Consider the following 21,260-nt stretch of genomic DNA (forward strand, 5'->3'; position numbering starts at 1 on the left):
TATCGGAGCGAGGAGGACGGCCTGCGACCGGTTCACTCGACAGGCCGGGCGGGCAGGCGGCCGTGCGCCTCGCGGAGCTGGGCGATCGCCGTCTCGAAGTCGTCGAGCGACTCGAACGCCTGGTAGACGCTCGCGAAGCGGAGGTACGCCACCTCGTCGAGATCGCGCAGCGGCGGCAGGATCGCGAGGCCGATGTCGTTGGCCTCGATCTGCGAGGCGCCGGTGGAGCGAATGGTCTCCTCCACGGTCTGCGCGAGCATCGCGAGGTCGGAGTCGGTCACCGGCCGGCCCTGGCACGCCTTCTTGACGCCGAGCACGACCTTCTCGCGGCTGAACGGCTCGGTGACGCCGCTGCGCTTGATGACCGAGAGGCTGGCCGTCTCGGTCGTCGAGAACCGCCCACCGCACTCGGGGCACTGTCGGCGGCGGCGGATGGAGAGCCCGTCGTCACTCGTGCGGGAATCGATGACGCGGGAATCCGAATGGCGGCAGAACGGACAGTACATGGTGTGCCCAGCCTAGCGGGACGGGCGAAGCGCTCCGGTTGCCGCCTGCTCCCCCACGGTCACGACTCGAATCGCGCGGTGACGGCCTCGCCGTGCGCGGGGAGGTCCTCTTCGCTCGAGAGCGCCGCGACGACGGGGGCGACCTCGCGGAGCGCCTGCTCGTCGTATCGAACGACCTGCTGCGGCCGCAGGAACGTGGCCGCCGAGAGGCCGGCGACGTGGCGGGCGGTGCCGCCGGTGGGCAGCACGTGGTTGGAGCCGGCGGCGTAGTCGCCGAGGCTCACCGGCGAATAGGGGCCGAGGAAGATCGCCCCCGCGTTCTCGACGCGCGCGAGCACGGCGTCGGGGTCGGCGACCTGGATCTCGAGGTGCTCGGGGCCGAAGGCGTTCGTGAAGGCGGCCGCCTGTTCGAGGTCGTCGACGAGCACCAGCGCGGACTGCGGCCCGCCGATCGCCTGGCGCACCCGCTCGGAGTGCTTCGTCGCGGCGACGCGCACCTCGAGCCGCGCGCGGACGGCGTCGGCCAGCTCGACCGAGTCGGTCACGAGCACGGATGCCGCGAGCTCATCGTGCTCGGCCTGGCTGACGAGGTCAGCGGCCACGAAATCGGGGTTCGCGCCGGCATCGGCGATGACGAGGATGTCGGTCGGCCCGGCTTCGGCGTCGATGCCCGTGACGCCGGCCACCAGCCGCTTCGCCGCGGCGACGAACACGTTGCCCGGCCCGGTGACGCGCTGCACAGGGTCGAGGCCGATTCCGGGGACGCCGTAGGCGAACGCGCCGATGGCACCGGCCCCGCCCATGGCGTACACCTCGTCGACGCCGAGGAGCGCCGCGACGGCGGCGATGGTCGGGTGGATGCGCCCGCCGTGGTCGGCCTGCGCCGGCGAGGCGAGGGCGATCGAGCGAACGCCCGCGACCTGCGCGGGGACGACGTTCATGACCACGCTCGAGGGGTACACCGCCTTGCCGCCCGGCACGTAGAGCCCGACGCGTTCGACCGGCTGCCACCGCTGCTCGACGACGGCGCCGGGTGCGAGCACGGTCGTGACCGGCGCCGGGACCTGGGCCGCGCTCGCCTCGCGGACGCGGGCGATCGTCGACTCGACGGCGGACCGCACCTCGGGAGCGAGCGTATCGAGCGCGGCCTGCAGTTCGGCCGCCGGGACCCGGATCGCCTCCGGTCGCACGCCGTCGAACCGCTCGGCCTGGTCGAGCAGCGCCTGCTCGCCGTGCTCGCGCACCTCGTCGATGATGCGGCCGGCCGGCGCGAGGGCGGCCGTGACGTCCGTCTCGGCACGCGGTACGAGCGCGAGCAGGTCGGCTGGGGTCGGTCGAGAACCGCGGAGGTCGAGTGTGCGCAGCATGATCATCCAGCGTACCGACCGGATGTGCCGACCATGGCCCTGCTCGTCACACGAGGCAGTTGGGTCCGAGCAGGCTCTTCAGCTCGCCGTAGAAGTCCGCGCTGACCTTGACCGGGTACGACGGGATCTCGAAGACGCGCGCGACCCGCCCCTTGGTCAGGGTCAGGCGCACCTCGGTCTCGCCGCGGTGGCGGACGAGCACCTCCTCGAGCGCCGCGACCGTCTCGGGCGTCGCGCGGACGTCGGGCATCGTGATCTTCACCGTGCCGGACTCGTCGTTCTGCCCGAGGTCGGGGGTGAACACGCTGAAGGCGTGCAGGTTCATGCCGTCGTCGCGCATGCTGACCCGCCCGCGCACGACGGCGATGGAGTCGGCCTGCAGGCCGGGCGCGAACTCCTGGTAGGCCTTGCCCATGAACATGACGGTGATCTCGCCCGAGAAGTCCTCGACCTGGATCATGCCGTACTGGTTGCCCGACTGCTTCGCGATGCGATGCTGCACGCTCGTGACGAGCCCGGCGACGACGACCGTGTCGCCGTCCTGGGTCGAGTCCGAGGTGGTGAGATCGAGGATCGAGGACGACGCGTGCTTCGCGAGCGGCGCCTCGAGCCCGTCGAGGGGATGCTCGGACACGTACAGGCCCAGCATCTCGCGCTCGAACGCGAGCTTCTGCTTCTTCGGCCACTCGGGGCGGTCGGGCACCAGGGACGGCGCGGAGTCGCGCTCGTGATCGTCGAACAGGCTGTCGAAGTCGAACCCGATGTCGCCGACCTCCTCGGCCCGCTTCTCCTTGACGACCGACTCGACCGCACCCTCGTGGACCTCGACGAGGGCCCGCCTGGTGTGACCGAGGGAGTCGAACGCGCCGGCCTTGACGAGGGACTCGACCGTGCGCTTGTTCGCGACCGGCAGCGGGCACTTCTTCAGGAAATCGTGGAACGACTCGAACCGCCCCTTCGCATCGCGCGCCGCGCGGATCGCGTCGACGACGTTGAAGCCGACGTTGCGGACGGCGCCCATGCCGAAGCGGATGTCCTCGCCGACGGCCGCGAAGTAGCCGATCGACTCGTTCACGTCGGGCGGAAGCACCTTGATGCCCATGCGACGGCATTCGTTCAGGTACAGGGCGAGCTTGTCGCGGGCATCGCCGACGCTCGTGAGCAGTGCCGCCATGTACTCGGCCGGGTAGTGCGCCTTCAGGTACGCCGTCCAGTAGCTCAGCACGCCGTAGGCCGCCGAGTGCGCCTTGTTGAAGGCGTAGTCGGAGAACGGCAGCAGGATCTCCCAGAGCTTCTGGATCGCGGCATCCGAGTAGCCGTTGGCCTTCATGCCGCCCGAGAAGCCCTCGTACTGCTTGTCGAGCTCGGACTTCTTCTTCTTGCCCATCGCTCGACGCAGGATGTCGGCCTGGCCGAGGCTGAACCCGGCGACCTTCTGCGCGATCGCCATGACCTGCTCCTGGTAGATGATCAGGCCGTAGCTCGTGTCGAGGATCTCGCGGAGGGACTCCTCGAACTCGGGATGGATCGGCGTGATCTCCTGGAGGCCGTTCTTGCGGAGGGCGTAGTTGGTGTGCGAGTTCGCGCCCATGGGGCCCGGGCGGTAGAGCGCGATGACGGCCGAGATGTCCTCGAAGTTGTCGGGCTTCATGAGTCGCAGGAGCGCGCGCATCGGCCCGCCGTCGAGCTGGAAGACGCCGAGGGTGTCGCCCTTGCCGAGCAGTTCGTAGGCGCCGGGGTCGTCGAGCGCGAGGTCTTCGAGCACCGGGCGGAAGCCGCGGTTCGCCTCGATGTTGTCGAGCGCGTCGTCGATGATCGTCAGGTTGCGCAGCCCGAGGAAGTCCATCTTGATCAGGCCGAGGGACTCGCACGCGGGGTAGTCGAACTGCGTGACGATCTGGCCGTCCTGCTCGCGCTTCATGATCGGGATGATGTCGATGAGCGGATCGCTCGACATGATCACGCCCGCGGCGTGCACGCCCCACTGGCGCTTCAGGTTCTCGAGGCCGAGCGCCGTCTCGAACACCGTCTTGGCCTCTGGGTCGGTCTCGACGATCGCCCGGATGTCGGCGGCTTCCTTGAACCGCGGATGCTTCGTGTCGAAGATCCCGGTGAGCGGGATGTCCTTGCCCATGACCGCCGGCGGCATCGCCTTCGTGAGCTTCTCGCCCATCGAGAACGGGAATCCGAGCACTCGGCCGGAGTCCTTCAGCGCCTGCTTCGCCTTGATCGTGCCGTAGGTGACGATCTGCGCGACGCGCTCGTCGCCGTACTTCTCGGTGACGTACTTGATGACCTCGCCGCGTCGGCGCTCGTCGAAGTCGACGTCGAAGTCGGGCATCGAGACGCGGTCGGGGTTCAGGAACCGCTCGAAGATGAGGCCGTGCTGCAGCGGGTCGAGGTCGGTGATGCGCATCGCGTAGGCGGCCATCGAACCGGCACCCGAGCCGCGGCCCGGCCCCACCCGGATGCCGTTGTTCTTCGACCAGTTGATGAAGTCGGCGACCACGAGGAAGTATCCGGGGAAGCCCATCTGCGAGATGACGCCGACCTCGTAGTCGGCCTGCTTGCGCACGGCGTCGGGGATGCCGTCGGGGTAGCGAACGTGGAGTCCGCGCTCGACCTCCTTGACGAACCAGCTCTGCTCGTCTTCGCCCTCGGGCACGGGGAAGCGCGGCATGTAGTTGGCGCTCGTGTTGAACTTCACGTCGCAGCGCTCGGCGATGAGCAGCGTGTTGTCGCACGCCTCGGGGTAGTCGCGGAACACCTGCCGCATCTCGGCGGCCGTCTTGAGGTAGAACTCGTCGGCGTCGAACTTGAAGCGGTTCGGGTCGTCGAGGGTCGACCCCGACTGCACGCAGAGCAGCGCCGCATGGCTCTTGGCGTCGTGCGCGTGCGTGTAGTGCAGGTCGTTCGTGGCGACGAGCGGCAGGTCGAGCTGCTTCGCCAGGCGGTGCAGGTCGGTCATGATCCGGCGCTCGATGCCGAGCCCGTGGTCCATGATCTCGGCGAAGTAGTTCTCCTTGCCGAAGATGTCGCGGAAGTCGGATGCCGCCTTCACGGCCTCGTCGTACTGCCCGAGCCGCAGCCGGGTCTGCACCTCGCCCGACGGGCAGCCGGTGGTCGCGATGAGGCCCGACGCGTAGGTGGAGAGCAGCTCGCGGTCCATGCGCGGCTTGAAGTAGTAGCCCTCGAGCGAGGCCCGGCTCGAGAGCCGGAAGAGGTTGTGCATGCCCTCGGTGTTCTGCGAGAGCAGCGTCATGTGGGTGTAGGCGCCGGAGCCCGAGACGTCGTCGCCGCCGCCGTTGCCCCACCGGATGCGGGTCTTGTCGCCGCGGTGCGTGCCCGGCGTGATGTAGGCCTCGGTGCCGATGATCGGCTTGATGCCGGCGTCGGTCGCCTGCTTCCAGAAGTCGTAGGCGCCGAACACGTTGCCGTGGTCGGTGACCGCGACGGCGGGCATGCCCTGCTCGGCCGCTGCGGTGACGAGTTCACCGACCCGGGCGGCCCCGTCGAGCATCGAGTACTCGCTGTGCACGTGCAGATGGACGAAGGAATCGCCGGCCACGAGGCTCCTCACCAGATCGGATCGCGTTGGGTTTCGCGGTCTCCCAGTCTACGGGCGACCACCCACGCTCAATCCTGCCGAAGCGAGTCGAGCGCGGCGGCGAGGTCGGCCGGGTAGCCGGATTCGAAGGTGGTCCACTCCCCCGTCGCCGGGTGCGTGAGGGCGAGCCGGTGTGCGTGCAGCCATTGCCTCGTGAGCCCGAGCCTGGCCGAGATCGTGGGGTCGGCGCCGTACATGGCGTCGCCGACGCACGGATGCCGCTGGGCGGCCATGTGCACGCGGATCTGGTGCGTTCGACCGGTCTCGAGGTGCACCTCGAGCAGCGAGGCGTATGGGAAAGCCTCGAGCGTCTCGTAGTGCGTCACGGCATGCTTGCCGCCGGCCACGACGGCGAACTTCCACTCCGAGCGAGGGTGGCGGCCGACGGGCGCGTCAATGGTGCCCGCGAGCGGATCGGGGTGTCCCTGCACGACCGTGTGGTAGATCTTCTCGACCTCGCGGTCGTGGAACTGGCGCTTGAGCTCGGTGTACGCGCGCTCGGACTTCGCCACGACCATGAGTCCGCTCGTACCGGCGTCGAGCCGGTGCACGATGCCCTGCCGCTCCGGCGCACCTGAGGTCGAGATGCGGAACCCCGCCGCCGCGAGGGCGCCCACGACCGTCGGGCCGTCCCAGCCGAGCGACGGATGCGCCGCGACGCCCGCGGGCTTGTCGACGACCACGAGGTCGTCGTCGTCGTGGATGATGCCGAGGTCGGGAACGGCGATCGGCACGACCTCGACGGTGCGCGGCGGCTCCCAGCTCACCTCGAGCCAGCTGCCGGCGCGGAGGCGATCGGACTTGTCGGCCGTCCGGCCGTCGAGCACGACGCCGCCGGATGCCGCCACCTCGGCCGCCTGCGTGCGGGAGAACCCGAGCAGCTTCGCGAGGCCCTGATCGACGCGGATGCCTTCGAGCCCGTCGGGGACGGGAAGGGAACGATGCTCCATGCGGCGCTCAGGCCCCGCGGACGACCGGCGCGACGCCGCCCGGTGCTGCGCCGGGCTCGCCGTCAGCGGCTTCGACGGCATCGGACGACGACTCGTCGCCCGCCGCCGAGCGCTTGGGCTCGCGCGACCCGTCGAGTCCGATGCCGCGGATCGTGAGGATCATGAACAGCACCATGCTCGACACGATCGCCATGTCGGCGACGTTGTAGATCGCGGGGATCAGCCACGGCGTCGAGATGAAGTCGACGACGTGTCCGAGCCCGAAGCTCGGCTCCCGGAGGAGCCGATCGGTGAGGTTGCCGAGCACCCCGCCGAGCAGGAGCCCGAAGACGAGCCCCCACGCGACCGAGCGGATGCGTCGGGCGAACCAGATGATGAACGTGATGACGCCGGCCGCCAGGATCGTGAAGATCCAGGTCATGCCGCTCGCGAGCGAGAACGCCGCACCCGGGTTGCGCACGAAATGCCACTGGAGCACGTCGCCGAGCACCGGAACCGTCTCGCCTTCGGTGAGGTTGGAGACGACGAGGAACTTGCTCAGCTGATCGAGTCCGTAGACCGCGAGCGCGCAGAGGACGAGGACGACGAGGGCGGTTGCTCCGGCCTTCGTGCGCCGCTCAGGCTCCAAAGCCCTGGAAGGTGGGTGCGGGAGCCTGTTCGTTCGAGACGCCGGTCACCGGAGCGTGGTAGCCCTGGTTGTCGGGCACCGAGACGGGTGCGGCGGTGTCGAGGTCGCGCAGCTGGCCTTCGATGTAGCTCTTCAGCTTCTGGCGGTACTCGCGCTCGAACAGACGCAGTCCGTCGACGCGCTTCTCGAGCGCCTGACGCTCCTGGTCGAGGACGCCGATCTGGGCGCGCTGCTTGGCCTCGGCCTCGGCGACGACGCGCGCCGCGGTGGCGTGGCCCTCGGCGATGAGCGCATCGCGCTTCTCGATGCCCTCGCGCACGTGCTCCTCGTGGAGACGGCGCGCGAGCTGCAGCAGGTTCGTGGTGCTGGTCTGCTCGTCGAGCTCCGACTGCGGAGCGGGAGCGGGAACCGTGACGGCGACCGTCGCAGGCTGGGGCGTCGGCTCCGCGTAGACGGGTGCCGCCACCGGAGCGGCCGCGGCCGACGAGGCGGCCTCTGCGGCCCGGGCCTCAGCCGTCGAGACGCGCTGGCGCAGCTCTTCGTTCTCCTGATTCAGTCGACGAAGCTCGACGACGACCTCGTCGAGGAAGTCGTCGACCTCATCCTGGTCGTACCCCTCGCGGAACTTCGTCGCCTGGAAGCGCTTGTTGACCACATCTTCCGGAGTTAGCGCCATGGCTTCTCACCCTCACATCTTCGAACTGTTCGTTGCGTTCTGCTAAACGGTAGCAAAGTCCACTCGGTTCCCCCAGTGCCGGGGTCATGCAGTGCGTCGTGTTCGCAGGAGATCGTCAGGCGACCGCCGCGAGCCACGATACGACGGTCATCGCCATGATCACCACGAGCATGGCCAGCGACCATCCGAGATCGAGGGCCACCTGCCCGATGCGGATCGGCGGGATGAGCCGTCGGAAGAAGCGCACGAGCGGGTCGGTCACCGAGTACACGATCTCGACGACGACGAGCCAGGCGCCCTGCGGGCGCCAGGATCGGTTGAAGGTTCGGATGAGGTCGAGCACGAAGCGCGCCCACATCACGAAGAAGTAGATGACGAGCAGTGTGTAGAGAATGCTCCAGACGACGGACAGCGCAGCCACCGCCGCTATGCGTGCGTGAAGAACGACGCGTCGACGTCGCCCTCGGCTTCACCGGTCTCCCCCGAGACCACGACGTGCGACGGCGAAAGCAGGAAGACCTTGCTCGTGACGCGTTCGATCTTGCCGTGCAGGCCCTGCGAGAGGCCGCTGGCGAAGTCGATGAGGCGACGTGCGTCGCCGTCCGACATCTGCGAGAGGTTGATGATGACCGGGACTCCCTCGCGGAAGGACTCGGCGATGACCTGCGCGTCACGGTACTGACGCGGGTGCACGGTGAGGATCTCGTTCATCTCCGCCTGCGGGGTGCTCGGTTGGACAGGGTGCTTGCGGAGCGGCGTGACGGCCGCCCCGGTCTTGGGCGCCGGTGCGGCATGCACGACCGGCGATGCCGGCGCGGGGGCCGACGCTTCTCGGGGCTCGGTCTCGAACTCCTCGTCCGCGAGGCCGAGGTAGACCATGGTCTTCTTGAGCGGGTTGGACATCGCTGCCTCCGTCTATGTTCCGTCTCTTCGAGGCTAACCGGCGACCGGACGATTGCCGGTGATTGCGGTGCCGATCCGTAGGTGTGTCGCGCCTTCGGCCACGGCGTCCTCGAGGTCGTGGCTCATGCCCATCGACAGATCGGTCGCGGCGGGAGCCAACGGGCGCACGACCGACTCGGAGAGCTCGCGCACCCGGGCGAACGCGGGCCGCGCGGGCTCCTCGAGCGGTGCGACGGCCATGAGTCCGCGCAGGCGGAGGCCGGGCGTCGCGAGCACGTGCTCGACGAGCGCGCCGAGGTCGGCCGCGGCGACGCCGCCGCGCCCGGGGTCGTCGGTGAGGTTGACCTGGACGAATGCGTCGACGGATGCCTCCTCCGATCGGAGCGCGTCCACGAGGGCCGGGCGGTCGATCGAGTGGATGGCGCTCGCGTAGGCGCGCACCTGCCTGGCCTTCTTGCTCTGCAGCTGGCCGATGAAGTGCCAGCGCAGGTCGAGGTCCGCGAGCTCGCGGTGCTTCGCCTGAGCCTCCTGATGGCGGTTCTCGCCGATGTCGTGCACCCCGAGGCTCTCGAGGTCCCGAACGAGCGAGGCCGGATGGAACTTGGTCACCACGATCGTCGTGATGTCCCTCGCGTCCCGCTCGGCCGCCGCCGCGGCCGACTCGACCCGATGACGCACCGCGAGCAGTCGTTCGCGAAGCGCATCGAGGTTCGAGTCGGCGTGCGCGGAGCTCACTTCAGGAAGTCGGGGATGTCGAGGTCGTCGTCGGCGGCGTCGAAGGCGGGGTCGCTGACGATCTGGTCGGCCGTCGAGGTCTCGGGCCCGCCCCAGTTCGCCGTCTCGACGAGTTCGTCGATGTCGATCTCGCCGATCACGTCGGCCGAGTCGGCACCCGTGGAGGCCGAGCCGCCGATGCCGGCGGCGGTCGCCGCGCCGACCGCCGCGGGCACGAGCTGCTCGCGCCGCACCTCGACGGGCTTCGCACCGGGCTCTCCCCCGTCGAATCCGGCGGCGATGACCGTCACGCGGACCTCGTCACCGAGCGTGTCGTCGATGACCGCACCGAAGATGATGTTGGCCTCGGGGTGCACGGCCTCCTGCACGAGTCGCGCCGCGTCGTTGATCTCGAAGATTCCGAGGTTCGAGCCACCCTGGATCGACAGCAGCACGCCGTGCGCGCCGTCGATCGAGGCTTCGAGCAGCGGACTCGCGACGGCGAGCTCGGCCGCCTTGATGGCGCGATCGGCCCCCCGCGAGGAACCGATGCCCATGAGCGCGGATCCGGCGCCCTGCATGACCGACTTGACGTCGGCGAAGTCGAGGTTGATGAGGCCGGGCGTCGTGATGAGGTCGGTGATGCCCTGGACACCCGCGAGGAGCACCTGGTCGGCGGTGGCGAAGGCCTCGAGCATCGAGATGCCGCGGTCGCTGATCTCGAGCAGGCGGTCGTTCGGCACCACGATGAGGGTGTCGACCTCTTCCTTCAGGCGTGCGACGCCCTGTTCGGCCTGCGTCTGACGGCGCTTGCCCTCGAATCCGAACGGCTTCGTGACGACACCGATGGTGAGCGCGCCGATCGACTTGGCGATGCGCGCGACGACCGGAGCGCCGCCGGTGCCCGTGCCGCCGCCTTCGCCGGCGGTGACGAAGACCATGTCGGCGCCGGCCAGCGCCTCCTCGATCTCCTCGGCGTGGTCTTCGGCCGCGCGTCGACCGACCTCGGGGTCGGCGCCGGCGCCGAGCCCGCGCGTGAGGTCGCGCCCGACATCGAGCTTGACGTCGGCGTCGCTCATGAGCAGCGCCTGGGCGTCGGTGTTGATCGCGATGAACTCGACGCCTCGAAGGCCGAGCTCGATCATTCGGTTGACGGCGTTGACGCCGCCGCCGCCGATACCGACGACCTTGATGACGGCGAGGTAATTCTGGTTAGTCGACATCTCCGGCCCTTCGTGCGAACTCTGAACTTTGAACCTCAAGTCGAGGGTTAAAGTCTTGCCGAGTATGCAATTGCTGTGTTCGAAGGTAAGCGGACTCCGCACGCCGCGCCGCAAGGCGCACGGGCGTGTCGCGAACCCCCTCGATCGGTCGACTCCGGCGGGCACCCGCGGGGGCCCCGGAGGCCCGGCTCATCGCGTCACCGGGCTCATCGGCGCCGACACGTCGTACTCCGAGACCGTGCCGGGTGGGGCGGCCCGCATGAGCCCCGCGAGCACGGCCGCCTTCAGCGAGGACTCCTCGGCACTCCCCCAGACCACTCGCGTGTCGCCGAGCTCGAGCTGCACGTCGTCGACCGTCTCCGCGCTCGCACCCGTCAGCATGCCGCGGACCTCGGCCGGGAGGCTCCGCACGACCGCCGCGACGGCGCGGAAGCCGTCACCCGTCACGCCGCCCTCGACGGTGATCAGCGGCTGTCCGTCGGGCCTGGCATCCGGCCGCTCGATGACGACGCCCGCGGCATCGACCAGGGCGAGCCCGTCGGAGGTCTCGATGACGCCGACCGGGGTGCGCTCGACGAGGCGCACGACGAGCGTGCCCGGCGGGACGGCCTCGACCTGATAGGTCTCGATGAGCGGGAACGACGCGAGCGCGGCCTGCACCTCGTCGCGATCCAGCATCGTCAGCGGCGTGCCCAGCATCGGATCGAACGCCTCGACGACGGCGTCGGCCGGCACCCGCGAGGCGCCCTCGACGCGCACCTCCCGCAGCGCCATGAGCGGCGAGTACGCACTGATCACGACCACGGCCACGAGCGCGGCCAGCGTGCCGAGCGCCACCGTCCAGGCGAGTCGGCGACGCCTCGAGCGCACCGTGAACCGGCGTACCTCCGCCCGCTCGTACCGGCGGCGTTCCCTCGCCGCTGCGGCGACCGCCCGGCGGGACCCCCAACGGCCGCGGGCCGTCGTCGCGGGCGTCGACGCGGATGCGACGAGCTCGGGCGCATCCGCTCCACTCCGCTTCGCCGAAGTCGCGAGGCCGGTGTCCTCGACCGCGATGCGCGGGGTGGGCGTCGGATCGGCGCCCTTCCCCTGGCCGACCGCCGTACCGGAAGCGAGCGGCCCCCGCGCGCCCGACAGGGGTGTCGCACGCTGCGCCGGGGCGCCGGCTCGCGACGGTGCCGGCCTCGCCGTGGACCGCGAACCGTCTCCGCTGCTCGGCTTCGACGCCGCGCGCGGCGGCGCCGGCCCGTCGAATCCCTGCGGCCGCTTCACGCGGCGCGCACCCTCATCCGCGCTCCCGCTCGAGCGAGCCGAGCAGCTGCGGAACGATGCGATACACGTCGCCGCACCCGAGGGTGATCACGTAGTCGCCCGCCTGCGCGATGCGGGCCGTGTGGTCGGCCGCCTCCTGCCAGTCGGCGAGGAAGGCCACGTGCGACGGGTCGGCGAACCGCTCGCTCACGAGCTCGCCCGTCACCCCGGGAACGGGGTCTTCGCGTGCGCCATAGACGTCGAGCACGACGGTCTCGTCGGCGTACTGCTCCAGCACCTCCGCGAACTCCTTCGCGAACGCCTGCGTGCGGCTGTACGTGTGCGGCTGGTGCACGGCGATGATGCGTCCCTCGCCCACGACGGTGCGCGCGGCCGAGAGGGCCGCCGCGACCTCGGTCGGGTGGTGGGCGTAGTCGTCGTAGACGCTCACGCCGCCGACCGTGCCGTGCAGTTCGAACCTGCGGCCCGTGCCGGAGAAGCCCTCGATGCCGGCGAGGGACGCCGCGGGATCGAACCCGAGTCCGACGAGCACCGCGAACGCTCCCGCGGCGTTCACCGCGTTGTGCCGCCCCGGCACGCGGAGCCGACCCGAGTAGTCGACGCCCTCGTACGAGACGCTGAACGCCACGGGACCCTCGGTCACGATGGAGTGCAGTCGCACCGTGGCATCCGACGCCTCGCCGAACGTGACCACGCGCTCGTTCGAGAGCCGCGCGGTCACGCGCACCGCGCCCGGATCGTCGCTGGAGATCACGACGAGCTCGCTCGCGCGGTCGGCGAACTCGACGAACGCCTGCTCGAACGCGTCGCGGGACCCGTAGTGGTCGAGGTGGTCGGGATCGACGTTCGTGATGAGGGCCACTGCGGTGTCGTAGAGCAGGAACGAGCCGTCGGACTCGTCGGCCTCGACGACGAAGAGCTCGCCGGCGCCCGCGGCCGAGCTCACGCCGAGATCGGCGAGCACGCCGCCGTTGACGAAGCTCGGATCGGCGCCGAGCGCGCGGAGGGCGGTGACGATCATGCCGGTCGACGTCGTCTTGCCGTGCGCACCCGCCACCGAGACGAGTCGACGACCGGCGATCAGCGCCGCGAGGGCGTGGGAGCGGTGCAGGACCGGCAGGCCGCGCGAGAGCGCGAGCTGGTACTCGGGATTGTCCTGCCAGAGGGCGCCCGTGACCACGACCGTGTCGACGTCGTCGCGGAGGTTCGCCGCGGCATGGCCGATGGCGATCTCGGCACCGAGCTCGCGCAGCGCCGCGATGTTCGCCGAGTCGCGCACGTCGGAGCCGGTCACCCGGTGACCCTCGCCGATCAGCAGGCGTGCGATGCCGCTCATGCCGGAGCCGCCGATTCCCACGAAGTGCACGGCGCCGAGGCTCGACGGGATCGGGGTGGTCAGATCGGGCTTGATGGTCACGTCGTTGCTTTCTTCGGGCTCAGGTGGCGGGTGCGGCATCGAGGATGCCGCGGTTCGGAGTCTCGAGGTGCGGATGCCGCGGCATCCGTCACCTCCACGTTACGCGCCGGACGGGGTGCCGTCGGCACCCGCGCCGAGTGCGGCGTCGACGAGGCCGACCATCCGCTCGGTGCCGTCGCGCCGCCCGACGGATGCCGCGGCAACGGCCATGTCCGCGACGCTCTGCGGCGACGCGAGGAGCGGGAGGAGCCGGGTGCGCACCAGGTCGGGCGTGAAGGACGCGTCGTCGACGAGGAGGGCGCCACCGGCGCCCACCACCTCGGCGGCGTTGTGGCGCTGCTCCCCGTTGCCGACCGGATACGGCACGAGCACCGAGGGGATGCCGAGCGCCGAGAGTTCGCAGACCGTCGCGGCACCGGCGCGGGAGACCGCGACATCCGCGACGGAGAGGGCGAGGTCCATGCGATCGGCGTACTCGAGCATGCGGTACCCGGGGATCGCCGGGTCGGAGACCTCGGACTTCGCCCCGGTGATGTGCAGCACCTGCCAGCCGGCCCCCGTGATGGCGGCCGCCGAGTCGACCATCGTGCGGTTGATGCGGCGGGCCCCGAGCGAACCGCCGGTGGCGAGCAGGATCGGCCGGTCGGGATCGAGGTCGAAGAACTCCGCGGCCGATCGACGCTGCGACGCGCGGTCGAGTTCGGCGATCTCGCGTCGAAGCGGCATGCCGACCACCTCGGCGTGACGCAGCGGCGTTCCGGTGAACGCGACGCCGACCGCCTGCGCCCAGCGCGAGCCCAACCGGTTCGCGAGGCCGGGCTTCGCATTGGCTTCGTGGATGGCGATCGGAACGCCGAGACGGCGCGCCGCGAGGTACGCGGGCGTCGACACGTAGCCGCCGAATCCCACGACCACGTCGACCTGCCGGTCGGCGATGATCGCCTGCACGTCGGCGACGGACTGCCGGAACCGATTCGGGAAGCGGACGGCCGCCCCGTTCGGGCGGCGCGGGAACGGCACCTTCGCGATCGTGAGGAGCTCGTACCCGCGCGCCGGGACGAGCCTGGACTCCAACCCCTCGGCCGTGCCGAGCACCAGGACCTCGGCGCCGGCGTCGCGTTCGCGCAGATGATCGGCGACCGCGAGCAGCGGATTGACGTGGCCGGCGGTGCCACCGCCGGCGAGGAGGTGGACGGTCATCGGCGGCGACCCGCGGCCGCGCGCGGCGCGACGCGCGCCGCGGCCCTCGCAGCCGCCCGGGCGGTCGCCTCAGGGTCACGAGCGACGGAGAGGACGACACCGATCGCGCAGAGCGTGGTCACGAGGGCGGTACCGCCGGCGGAGACGAGCGGGAGTGGGACACCGAGGACAGGGAAGACACCGAGCACGACTCCGATGTTGACACATGCCTGGCCGATCACCCACACCATCACGGACGCCGTGACCGTCTTCGCGAACGGCGTCTGCGCCGACCGCAGTACGCGCGCGAACGCCACCGCGAGCAGGACGAACAGGGCGATGACGACGATCGCCCCGATCAGCCCCAGTTCCTCGCCGATGATCGCGAAGATGAAGTCGTTGTCGGCCGCGGGCAGCCACGACCACTTCGCCGTCGAATTGCCGAGGCCGACGCCGAACACGCCGCCGTTGGCCAGGGCGAACCGGCCGTGCTGGATCTGCCAGCAGTCGTCGCTGTTGCCCTCGCCGCAGTTCTCCTGGAGGAACGCGCTGATGCGGCGCATCCGGCTGTCACTGGAGACCGCGACGATCACGAACACCGCCGCGCTCAGCAGGACGGGCGGCAGGAGCAGCCGGAACCGCACGCCCACGAGGAAGAGCGCCCCGAGGAGCATCGACCCCATGATCATGACGGTTCCGAGGTCGCCGCCGAGCAGGACGAGGCCGATCGATGCGCTGCCGACGAGCAGGATCGGGAGGATGCCCTTCTTGAAGTCGCCGAGATGGGCCTGCTTCTTCGTCACGATGAGCCCGAGCCAGAGCACGAGCGCGACCTTGATGAGCTCGGAGGGCTGGAGCTGCACCGGCCCGAACGCCAGCCAGTTCGTGTTGCCGCCGACCTCGATGCCGAGCGGCGTCGCCACCACGAGCAGCTGCAGCGCGCAGGAGAAGATGAGGGTCGGCCACGCGATGCGGAGCCAGAACCGCTCGGGCAGCCGGCTCGCGATGAGCATGAGCGGAAGTCCGATGACGGCGAACATGCCCTGTCGCGCGGCCTGGACGAAGAAGTCGCCGTCCTCCAGGCGCGACTCGACCGTCGACGAGGAGAGCACCATGACGAGGCCGAACAGCACGAGGAAGACCGTCGTGCTGAGCAGCAGAACGTAGTCCTTCGACTCGACGCGGAACACGCGTCCGAGCCGGATCCGGGCGGCGACGCCCCTGCGCTCAGACTCCGCTGTCGGGGGTGCCTGCGGCGGGGTCGCCATCCGCACCACCTCCTGCTCGTTCCCGGACGGCCTTCTGGAAGGAACGGCCGCGATCGGCGTAATCGGCGAACTGGTCCATCGAGGCCGCCGCGGGAGCCAGGAGCACCGTGTCCCCGGCCTCGGCCTTCGACTCGGCGATCGCGACCGCCCGCGACATCACCGTTCCAGTGTCGGCGTGGTCGACCTCGAAGAGCGGCACGTCGGGCGCGTGTCGGGCGAACGCGGCCACGAGCGCGGAACGATCGACGCCGATCACGACCGCCGCACGAAGCCGCGACGCGTGCGCGGCGACGAGTCCGTCGACGTCGACCCCCTTGAGGAGGCCGCCGACGATCCACACGATGCTCGGATAGGCGCGCAGCGACGCCTCGGCGGCGTGCGGGTTCGTGGCCTTGGAATCGTCGACCCAGCGGATGCCGCCGGCATGCTCGACGGTCTCGATGCGGTGGTGGTCGAGCCGGAATCCGCCCAGGGCGTCGTGGATCACGCCCACGGGCACGCCGACGGCGCGCACCAGCGCCGAGGCGGCGAGGATGTTCGCGACGACGTGCAGGACGGCGAGGCCCTGCGGCTCGAGCTCGTCGACCGTGATGATCTCGAGCGCCGACGAGTGCCGCTCCTCGAGGAAGGCCCGGTCGCAGAGGATGCCCTCGACCACCCCGAAGTCGCTCGGGCCGGGAACGTCGAGGCCGAACCCGATGGCACGGGCGCCCACCTCGACGTCGGCGTCCTCGACCATGCGTCGCGTCGCCTCGTCGGCCCGGTTGTACACGCAGGCGATCCGCGTGTTCGCGTAGACCTTGCCCTTGGCCGCGCGGTAGGCGTCGGCCCCGCCGTGCCAGTCGAGGTGGTCGTCGGCGACGTTCAGGCAGACGCTCGAGACCGGGTGCAGCGCACCGGGGCCCTCGGTCGGCAGCGCGTGGAGCTGGTAGCTCGAGAGCTCCACCACGAGCACGTCGAAGCCGCTCGGGTCGCGCACCGCGTCGAGCACGGGCACGCCGATGTTGCCGCAGGGCGCGGCTCGCAACCCGTTCGCCGCCAGCAGCGTCGCCGCCAACTGGGTCGTGGTGGTCTTGCCGTTGGTTCCCGTCACCAGGATCCACTCCGCCGCGTTCACCTTGTCGCGAACGCGCCACGCCAGTTCGATGTCCCCCCAGACGGCGACCCCCGCGCCGGGCGCCCAGTCGAGCACGGCGTTGTCGGGGTGGAAGCCGGGCGACGCCACGACGACCTCGGGAGCGAAGGCGACGACCTCGTCGGGAACCGAGTCGAGCGGATGCCGCAGCACCCGCACCCCGATGACGTCGAGGATCCTCGCCCGGTCGTCGTCGACGGACGAGGCCACGAGGAGCACCTCGGCCCCGAGTTCGGAGAGGGTGTCGGCCACCGCGAAGCCGGTGACGCCGGCCCCCAGCACGACGACGCGCAGGCCCTTCCAGTCGGAGTGCCAGCTCGTGAGCGCGTCCAGGCGCTCGGCCGCGGCATCCGGAACGGTCATCGCTGGAGCCACTCGAAGTAGAAGGCGCCGACGCCGGCCGCGACGAACATGCCGGCGATCAGCCAGAACCGCACGACGATCGTGACCTCCGCCCATCCCTTCAACTCGAAGTGATGATGGATCGGGCTCATGAGGAAGATGCGTTTGCCACCGGTCATCTTGAAGTAGGCGCGCTGCACGATGACCGAGCCCGCCTCGATCACGAAGATGCCGCCGATGAGCACGAGCAGCAGCTCGGTGTGGCTCAGGATCGCCAGGGCCGCCAACGCGCCGCCGAGCGCGAGCGAGCCGGTGTCGCCCATGTAGATCTTCGCCGGATTCGTGTTCCACCAGAGGAACCCGATGAGCCCGCCGACGATCGCCGACGCGACGATCGCGATGTCGAGCGGGTCGCGCACGTCGTACGCGCGGTACGCGTCGCTCGGGTTCAGGGTCGGGCTGAACAGCGACTGGTTGAACTGCCAGAAGCCGATGAAGATGAAGGATCCGATCGCGAGCACCGAGGCGCCGCCTGCGAGGCCGTCGAGTCCGTCGGTCACGTTGACGCCGTTCGACGCGGCGGCCGTGATGAGGCAGATCCAGATCACGTACAGGATCGTGCCCGCGATCGTGCCGAACACCATGAAGTCGAGCGGGAGATCGCGGATGAAGGAGATCTGCGTGTCGGCCGGCGTGACGTTCTCGTCGTTCGGGAAGTTGATCGCGAGCAGCGCGAACGCGGCGGCGACCGCCGTCTGCCCCGCAACCTTCGCCCACCCGCCGAGCCCGAGGCTCTGCTTGCGGCGCGTCTTCAGGAAGTCGTCGAGGAACCCGACGAGGCCGAGCCCGATCATCATGAACAGCACGAGCAGGCCGCTGGCCGTGGGCATCTCGTTGCTGATGACCAGGGTCGCCGCGAAGTAGCCGAAGACGGTGCCCAGGATGAAGACGATGCCGCCCATCGTGGGCGTGCCGCGCTTGACGTGATGGCTCTGCGGACCGTCGTCGCGGATGAACTGCCCCCAGCCGAGCCGGACGAAGAGTCGGATGAACAGGGGGGTCAGAAACAGCGTGAAGGCGAGCGACAACGCCCCGGCGCTCAGCAGTGCTCTCACGAGAACCATTCTCCCAGTCGGTCGCCGAGGTGGCGGAGGCCCGCCGAATTCGACGATTTCACCAGCACGGTGTCTCCGGGCCGGGCTGCGGCCACGACGAGGTCGTAGGCCTCGTCGGCCGTCTCGACGTAGGCGGACTCGCCGTCCCACGACCCCTCGTTGATCGTCGTGATGTGCAGTCGCCTCGCTCCCTGCCCGACGACGACGAGCTGCGAGACGCCGAGTCGCACGGCGAGCAGGCCGATGCGGTCGTGCTCTTCGCCCGAGAACTCCCCCAGCTCGCTCATCTCGCCGAGCACGGCGATGGTCCGCGTGCCGGGCGTCTGCACCTGCGCGAGGGTCTTGAGCGCGGCGCTCATGGAGTCGGGGCTCGCGTTGTACGCGTCGTTGATGATCGTGATGCCGTCGCGCCCGCCCATGACCTGCATGCGCCAGCGCTCGGCCAGCGTGACCGACTCGAGCGCGGCGACGATGTCGGCGAGGGGGACGCCGAGTTCGACGGATGCCGCGACGGTCGCCAGCGCGTTCATCACGTGGTGCTCGCCGAGCACGCCGAAGCGGACTCGAGCGGACTCGCCGCCGGGGACGTGGACCGTGAACTCCGTTCCGCGAGCATGCACGACGACCTCGGTCGCGCGCACGTCGGCGGCGGCTCCGAGCCCGAACGTGAGCACCCTGGCCTTCGTCAGCGGTGCCATCGAGGCGACCCTCGGGTCGTCGAGGTTCAGCACCGCGACATCCGTCGGCAGGAGGTCGGTGACCATCTCGGACTTCGCACGCACCGTCTGCTCGATGCCGCCGAACTCACCGGCGTGCGCGAGGCCGACCTTCAGGACGATGCCGATGTCGGGCCGGGCCATGCGCACGAGCCGGGCGATCTCGCCGACGCCGGAGGCGCCCATCTCGGCGACGAGGAACCTGGTGTCGGCCTCGAGGGAGAGCATCGTGATCGGCGCGCCGACCTCGTTGTTGTACGAGGCCCTCGCCGCGACCGTGGGGCCGACGTGCTCGAGGACGGCACGGAGGAGGTTCTTCGTCGTCGTCTTGCCGTTCGAGCCGGTGACGCCGACGATCTTCAGGTCGCCGGCCTCGCGCACGCGCGCGACGACCACGGTCGCCAGTTCGCCGAGGGCGAGGACCGAGTCCGCGACGACGATCTGCGGGACCTCGAGTTCCAGCTCGTGCTCGACGACGAGCAGCGCCGCACCCTGCTGCGTCGCCGCAGGCGCGAAGCGGTGGCCGTCGTCGAACTCGCCGCGCTTGGCGAAGAACACGTCGCCGGCCGCGATCTCACGCGAGTCGGTGGTGACGGTGCCGTCGATGACGGTCTCGGGCGCGGCATCCGTGGATCGGAGGCGGAGCGAGCCGCCGACCGCGTCGGCGATCTCGCGGAGGGTCAGGGCGATCATGCGAGCCAACCCGCCTCTCGGAGCGCGGTACGCGCGTCGTCTCGTGCTGAGTAGGGGATCTTGACGCCTTTCACTTCGTGGTAGTCCTCATGGCCCGGGCCGGCGTAGAGGATCGCATCGTCGTCGCCCGCGAGGGCGAGCGCGGCACGGAACGCGGCGCGCGGATCGGCGATCTCGTGGATCTCGCGGTCGGGCACGGCCGCCCTGGCGCCCTCGATGAGCGCCGCGCGGATGGCCGCCGGGTCCTCCCACCGCGGATGGAAGTCGGTGATGACGACGACGTCGGCGCCGCGGGCGGCGATGGCCCCCATGTCGGCGCGCTTGGTGGTGTCGCGGTCGCCGTCGGCTCCGAACACCATGATCACGCGGCCGCTCGTCGTGCGGCGGATCGCGTCGAGCGTCTGCAGGAACGCATCGGGGCTGTGGCCGTAGTCGATGTAGACGATCGGTCCGCGCTCCCCCGAGATGCGCTCGGCGCGCCCCGGGATGTAGGCCTCGATGCCGCCATCGCGATCGAGCGCCGACCGGATGTCGGCGAGCTCGTAGCCGGCGTCGACCAGCATCACGATCGCGAGCGCCGCGTTGGCGGCCATGTACCAGCCGAGCAGCGGCACGCGGGTCTCGAGCCGGAGGTCGTCGGGACCCTCGAGGAGGAACGTGGTGTGCGCGGGCTGCTCGTCGAGCACCGTGATGCGCCAGTCGGCCACGACGTCGGGCTTCGTCGTCAGCGTCGTGACCGGCACGCCGGCCTCGTCGGCGAGACGCCGGCCCCACTCGGAGTCGACGGTCACGACCGCGCGACGCGAGCGACCCGGCTGGAACAGCTCGCGCTTGGCCTCGTAGTAGACCTCCATCGACGGGTAGTCGTCGAGGTGGTCGTGCGTGAGGTTCGTGAAGCCCGAGACGTCGAACACGAGCCCGTCGACACGGTGCCGCGACAGCGCCTGCGCCGAGACCTCGATGCCGACGGCGCGCACGTCGACCTCGCGCATGCGGGCGAGCAGCGCGTGCAGCTCGCTCGCCTCGGGCGTCGTGAGCGAGCTCGTGACGGCCTCGTCGCCGATGCGCCGCTCAGCCGTCGACGTGAGACCCGCGGTCACGCCGAGTTGGCGGAGGATGCCGTAGAGGAGGTAGACGACGCTGGTCTTGCCGTTCGTGCCGGTGACCGCGAACGTCGTTGCCGGGTTCTCCTCGGTGCGATGGATCCAGGCCGCGATCGAACCGAGCGCCGCCCGCGCGTCGTCGGCGACGAGCACCGGGAGACCCGAGTCGGCCGCGATCTCCGCGCCCGCGGCGTCCGTCAGGACGGCGACGGCGCCGGCGTCGCGTGCGGCGGCGGCGTACTGGGCGCCGTGGGCGTTGCGCCCGGGAACGCCCACGTAGAGGTCGCCATGCCTCACGGCGTTCGACGAGAGCACGACGCCGGTGGTCTCGAGGTCGTCGAGATCGCCGCGCACCTCGAGCTCGAACTGCTCCGCCAGGGTGCGGAGCGATCGAGGCGCGGGATGCTGCGGCCGGAGGGCCGTGGGAGGCGATCCGGTCACGAACC

The 21,260-nt window shown here is 70.3% G+C and carries 18 protein-coding genes; all 18 read right to left on the reverse strand.

All coding sequences use genetic code 11. The features are described 5' to 3' along the window. Positions 1 to 32: 32 nt before the first annotated feature. The 18 genes from nrdR to ACR3IO_RS16270 all read right to left on the reverse strand — a co-directional run bounded on the left by nrdR (position 33) and on the right by ACR3IO_RS16270 (position 21,255). Positions 33 to 506, reverse strand: coding sequence for a transcriptional regulator NrdR (gene nrdR, locus ACR3IO_RS16185; protein ID WP_434072255.1), 474 nt, complete (start codon positions 504 to 506; stop codon positions 33 to 35). A 59-nt stretch (positions 507 to 565) separates the two neighbouring features. Next, on the reverse strand, positions 566 to 1,873 hold the full coding sequence (gene hisD / locus ACR3IO_RS16190) for a histidinol dehydrogenase (protein WP_434072256.1): 1,308 nt from the start codon (positions 1,871 to 1,873) through the stop codon (positions 566 to 568). 46 nt (positions 1,874 to 1,919) lie between these two features. Further along, positions 1,920 to 5,393: a DNA polymerase III subunit alpha gene (gene dnaE, locus ACR3IO_RS16195; RefSeq protein ID WP_434072381.1), complete on the reverse strand. Its 3,474-nt coding sequence runs from the start codon at positions 5,391 to 5,393 to the stop codon at positions 1,920 to 1,922. 116 nt (positions 5,394 to 5,509) lie between these two features. Next, positions 5,510 to 6,430, reverse strand: a complete 921-nt coding sequence (locus ACR3IO_RS16200) for an RluA family pseudouridine synthase (RefSeq protein WP_434072257.1) — start codon at positions 6,428 to 6,430, stop codon at positions 5,510 to 5,512. Between the two features lie 7 nt (positions 6,431 to 6,437). After that, positions 6,438 to 7,058, reverse strand: coding sequence for a signal peptidase II (gene lspA, locus ACR3IO_RS16205; RefSeq protein WP_434072258.1), 621 nt, complete (start codon positions 7,056 to 7,058; stop codon positions 6,438 to 6,440). Continuing rightward, complete coding sequence (locus ACR3IO_RS16210; protein WP_434072259.1) at positions 7,048 to 7,734, reverse strand: DivIVA domain-containing protein; 687 nt, start codon at positions 7,732 to 7,734, stop codon at positions 7,048 to 7,050. Before ACR3IO_RS16210 ends, lspA begins: the two co-directional genes overlap by 11 nt. A gap of 115 nt (positions 7,735 to 7,849) precedes the next feature. After that, positions 7,850 to 8,155, reverse strand: a complete 306-nt coding sequence (locus ACR3IO_RS16215; protein ID WP_434072260.1) for a YggT family protein — start codon at positions 8,153 to 8,155, stop codon at positions 7,850 to 7,852. A gap of 5 nt (positions 8,156 to 8,160) precedes the next feature. Further along, positions 8,161 to 8,637 carry a cell division protein SepF gene (locus tag ACR3IO_RS16220; RefSeq protein WP_434072261.1) on the reverse strand — a complete coding sequence of 159 codons (477 nt, stop codon included), beginning with the start codon at positions 8,635 to 8,637 and terminating at the stop codon, positions 8,161 to 8,163. A gap of 33 nt (positions 8,638 to 8,670) precedes the next feature. Further along, positions 8,671 to 9,372: a YggS family pyridoxal phosphate-dependent enzyme gene (locus ACR3IO_RS16225; RefSeq protein WP_434072262.1), complete on the reverse strand. Its 702-nt coding sequence runs from the start codon at positions 9,370 to 9,372 to the stop codon at positions 8,671 to 8,673. After that, complete coding sequence (ftsZ, locus tag ACR3IO_RS16230) at positions 9,369 to 10,574, reverse strand: cell division protein FtsZ (RefSeq protein WP_434072263.1); 1,206 nt, start codon at positions 10,572 to 10,574, stop codon at positions 9,369 to 9,371. The genes ACR3IO_RS16225 and ftsZ overlap by 4 nt, the downstream gene beginning before the upstream one ends. Positions 10,575 to 10,763: 189 nt before the next feature. After that, positions 10,764 to 11,846 carry an FtsQ-type POTRA domain-containing protein gene (locus ACR3IO_RS16235; protein ID WP_434072264.1) on the reverse strand — a complete coding sequence of 361 codons (1,083 nt, stop codon included), beginning with the start codon at positions 11,844 to 11,846 and terminating at the stop codon, positions 10,764 to 10,766. 13 nt (positions 11,847 to 11,859) lie between these two features. After that, a complete protein-coding gene (gene murC, locus ACR3IO_RS16240) occupies positions 11,860 to 13,263 on the reverse strand; it encodes a UDP-N-acetylmuramate--L-alanine ligase (RefSeq protein ID WP_434072265.1) in 1,404 nt (467 codons plus the stop codon). Between the two features lie 99 nt (positions 13,264 to 13,362). Next, entirely contained in the window at positions 13,363 to 14,463 is a 1,101-nt protein-coding gene (gene murG, locus ACR3IO_RS16245; protein ID WP_434072266.1) for an undecaprenyldiphospho-muramoylpentapeptide beta-N-acetylglucosaminyltransferase, read from the reverse strand. Next, positions 14,460 to 15,710 carry a putative lipid II flippase FtsW gene (ftsW, locus tag ACR3IO_RS16250; RefSeq protein ID WP_434072267.1) on the reverse strand — a complete coding sequence of 417 codons (1,251 nt, stop codon included), beginning with the start codon at positions 15,708 to 15,710 and terminating at the stop codon, positions 14,460 to 14,462. The genes murG and ftsW overlap by 4 nt, the downstream gene beginning before the upstream one ends. Continuing rightward, complete coding sequence (gene murD / locus ACR3IO_RS16255; protein ID WP_434072268.1) at positions 15,670 to 17,208, reverse strand: UDP-N-acetylmuramoyl-L-alanine--D-glutamate ligase; 1,539 nt, start codon at positions 17,206 to 17,208, stop codon at positions 15,670 to 15,672. The genes ftsW and murD overlap by 41 nt, the downstream gene beginning before the upstream one ends. Next, positions 17,205 to 18,302, reverse strand: coding sequence for a phospho-N-acetylmuramoyl-pentapeptide-transferase (mraY, locus tag ACR3IO_RS16260; protein ID WP_434072269.1), 1,098 nt, complete (start codon positions 18,300 to 18,302; stop codon positions 17,205 to 17,207). The genes murD and mraY overlap by 4 nt, the downstream gene beginning before the upstream one ends. Beyond that, positions 18,299 to 19,711, reverse strand: a complete 1,413-nt coding sequence (locus ACR3IO_RS16265; RefSeq protein ID WP_434072270.1) for a UDP-N-acetylmuramoyl-tripeptide--D-alanyl-D-alanine ligase — start codon at positions 19,709 to 19,711, stop codon at positions 18,299 to 18,301. The genes mraY and ACR3IO_RS16265 overlap by 4 nt, the downstream gene beginning before the upstream one ends. Further along, positions 19,708 to 21,255 carry a Mur ligase family protein gene (locus ACR3IO_RS16270; protein ID WP_434072271.1) on the reverse strand — a complete coding sequence of 516 codons (1,548 nt, stop codon included), beginning with the start codon at positions 21,253 to 21,255 and terminating at the stop codon, positions 19,708 to 19,710. Before ACR3IO_RS16270 ends, ACR3IO_RS16265 begins: the two co-directional genes overlap by 4 nt. Positions 21,256 to 21,260: the final 5 nt, after the last annotated feature.

It is taken from the genome of Agromyces sp. Marseille-Q5079, from assembly GCF_051016555.1.
Taxonomy (GTDB): Bacteria; Actinomycetota; Actinomycetes; order Actinomycetales; family Microbacteriaceae; genus Agromyces.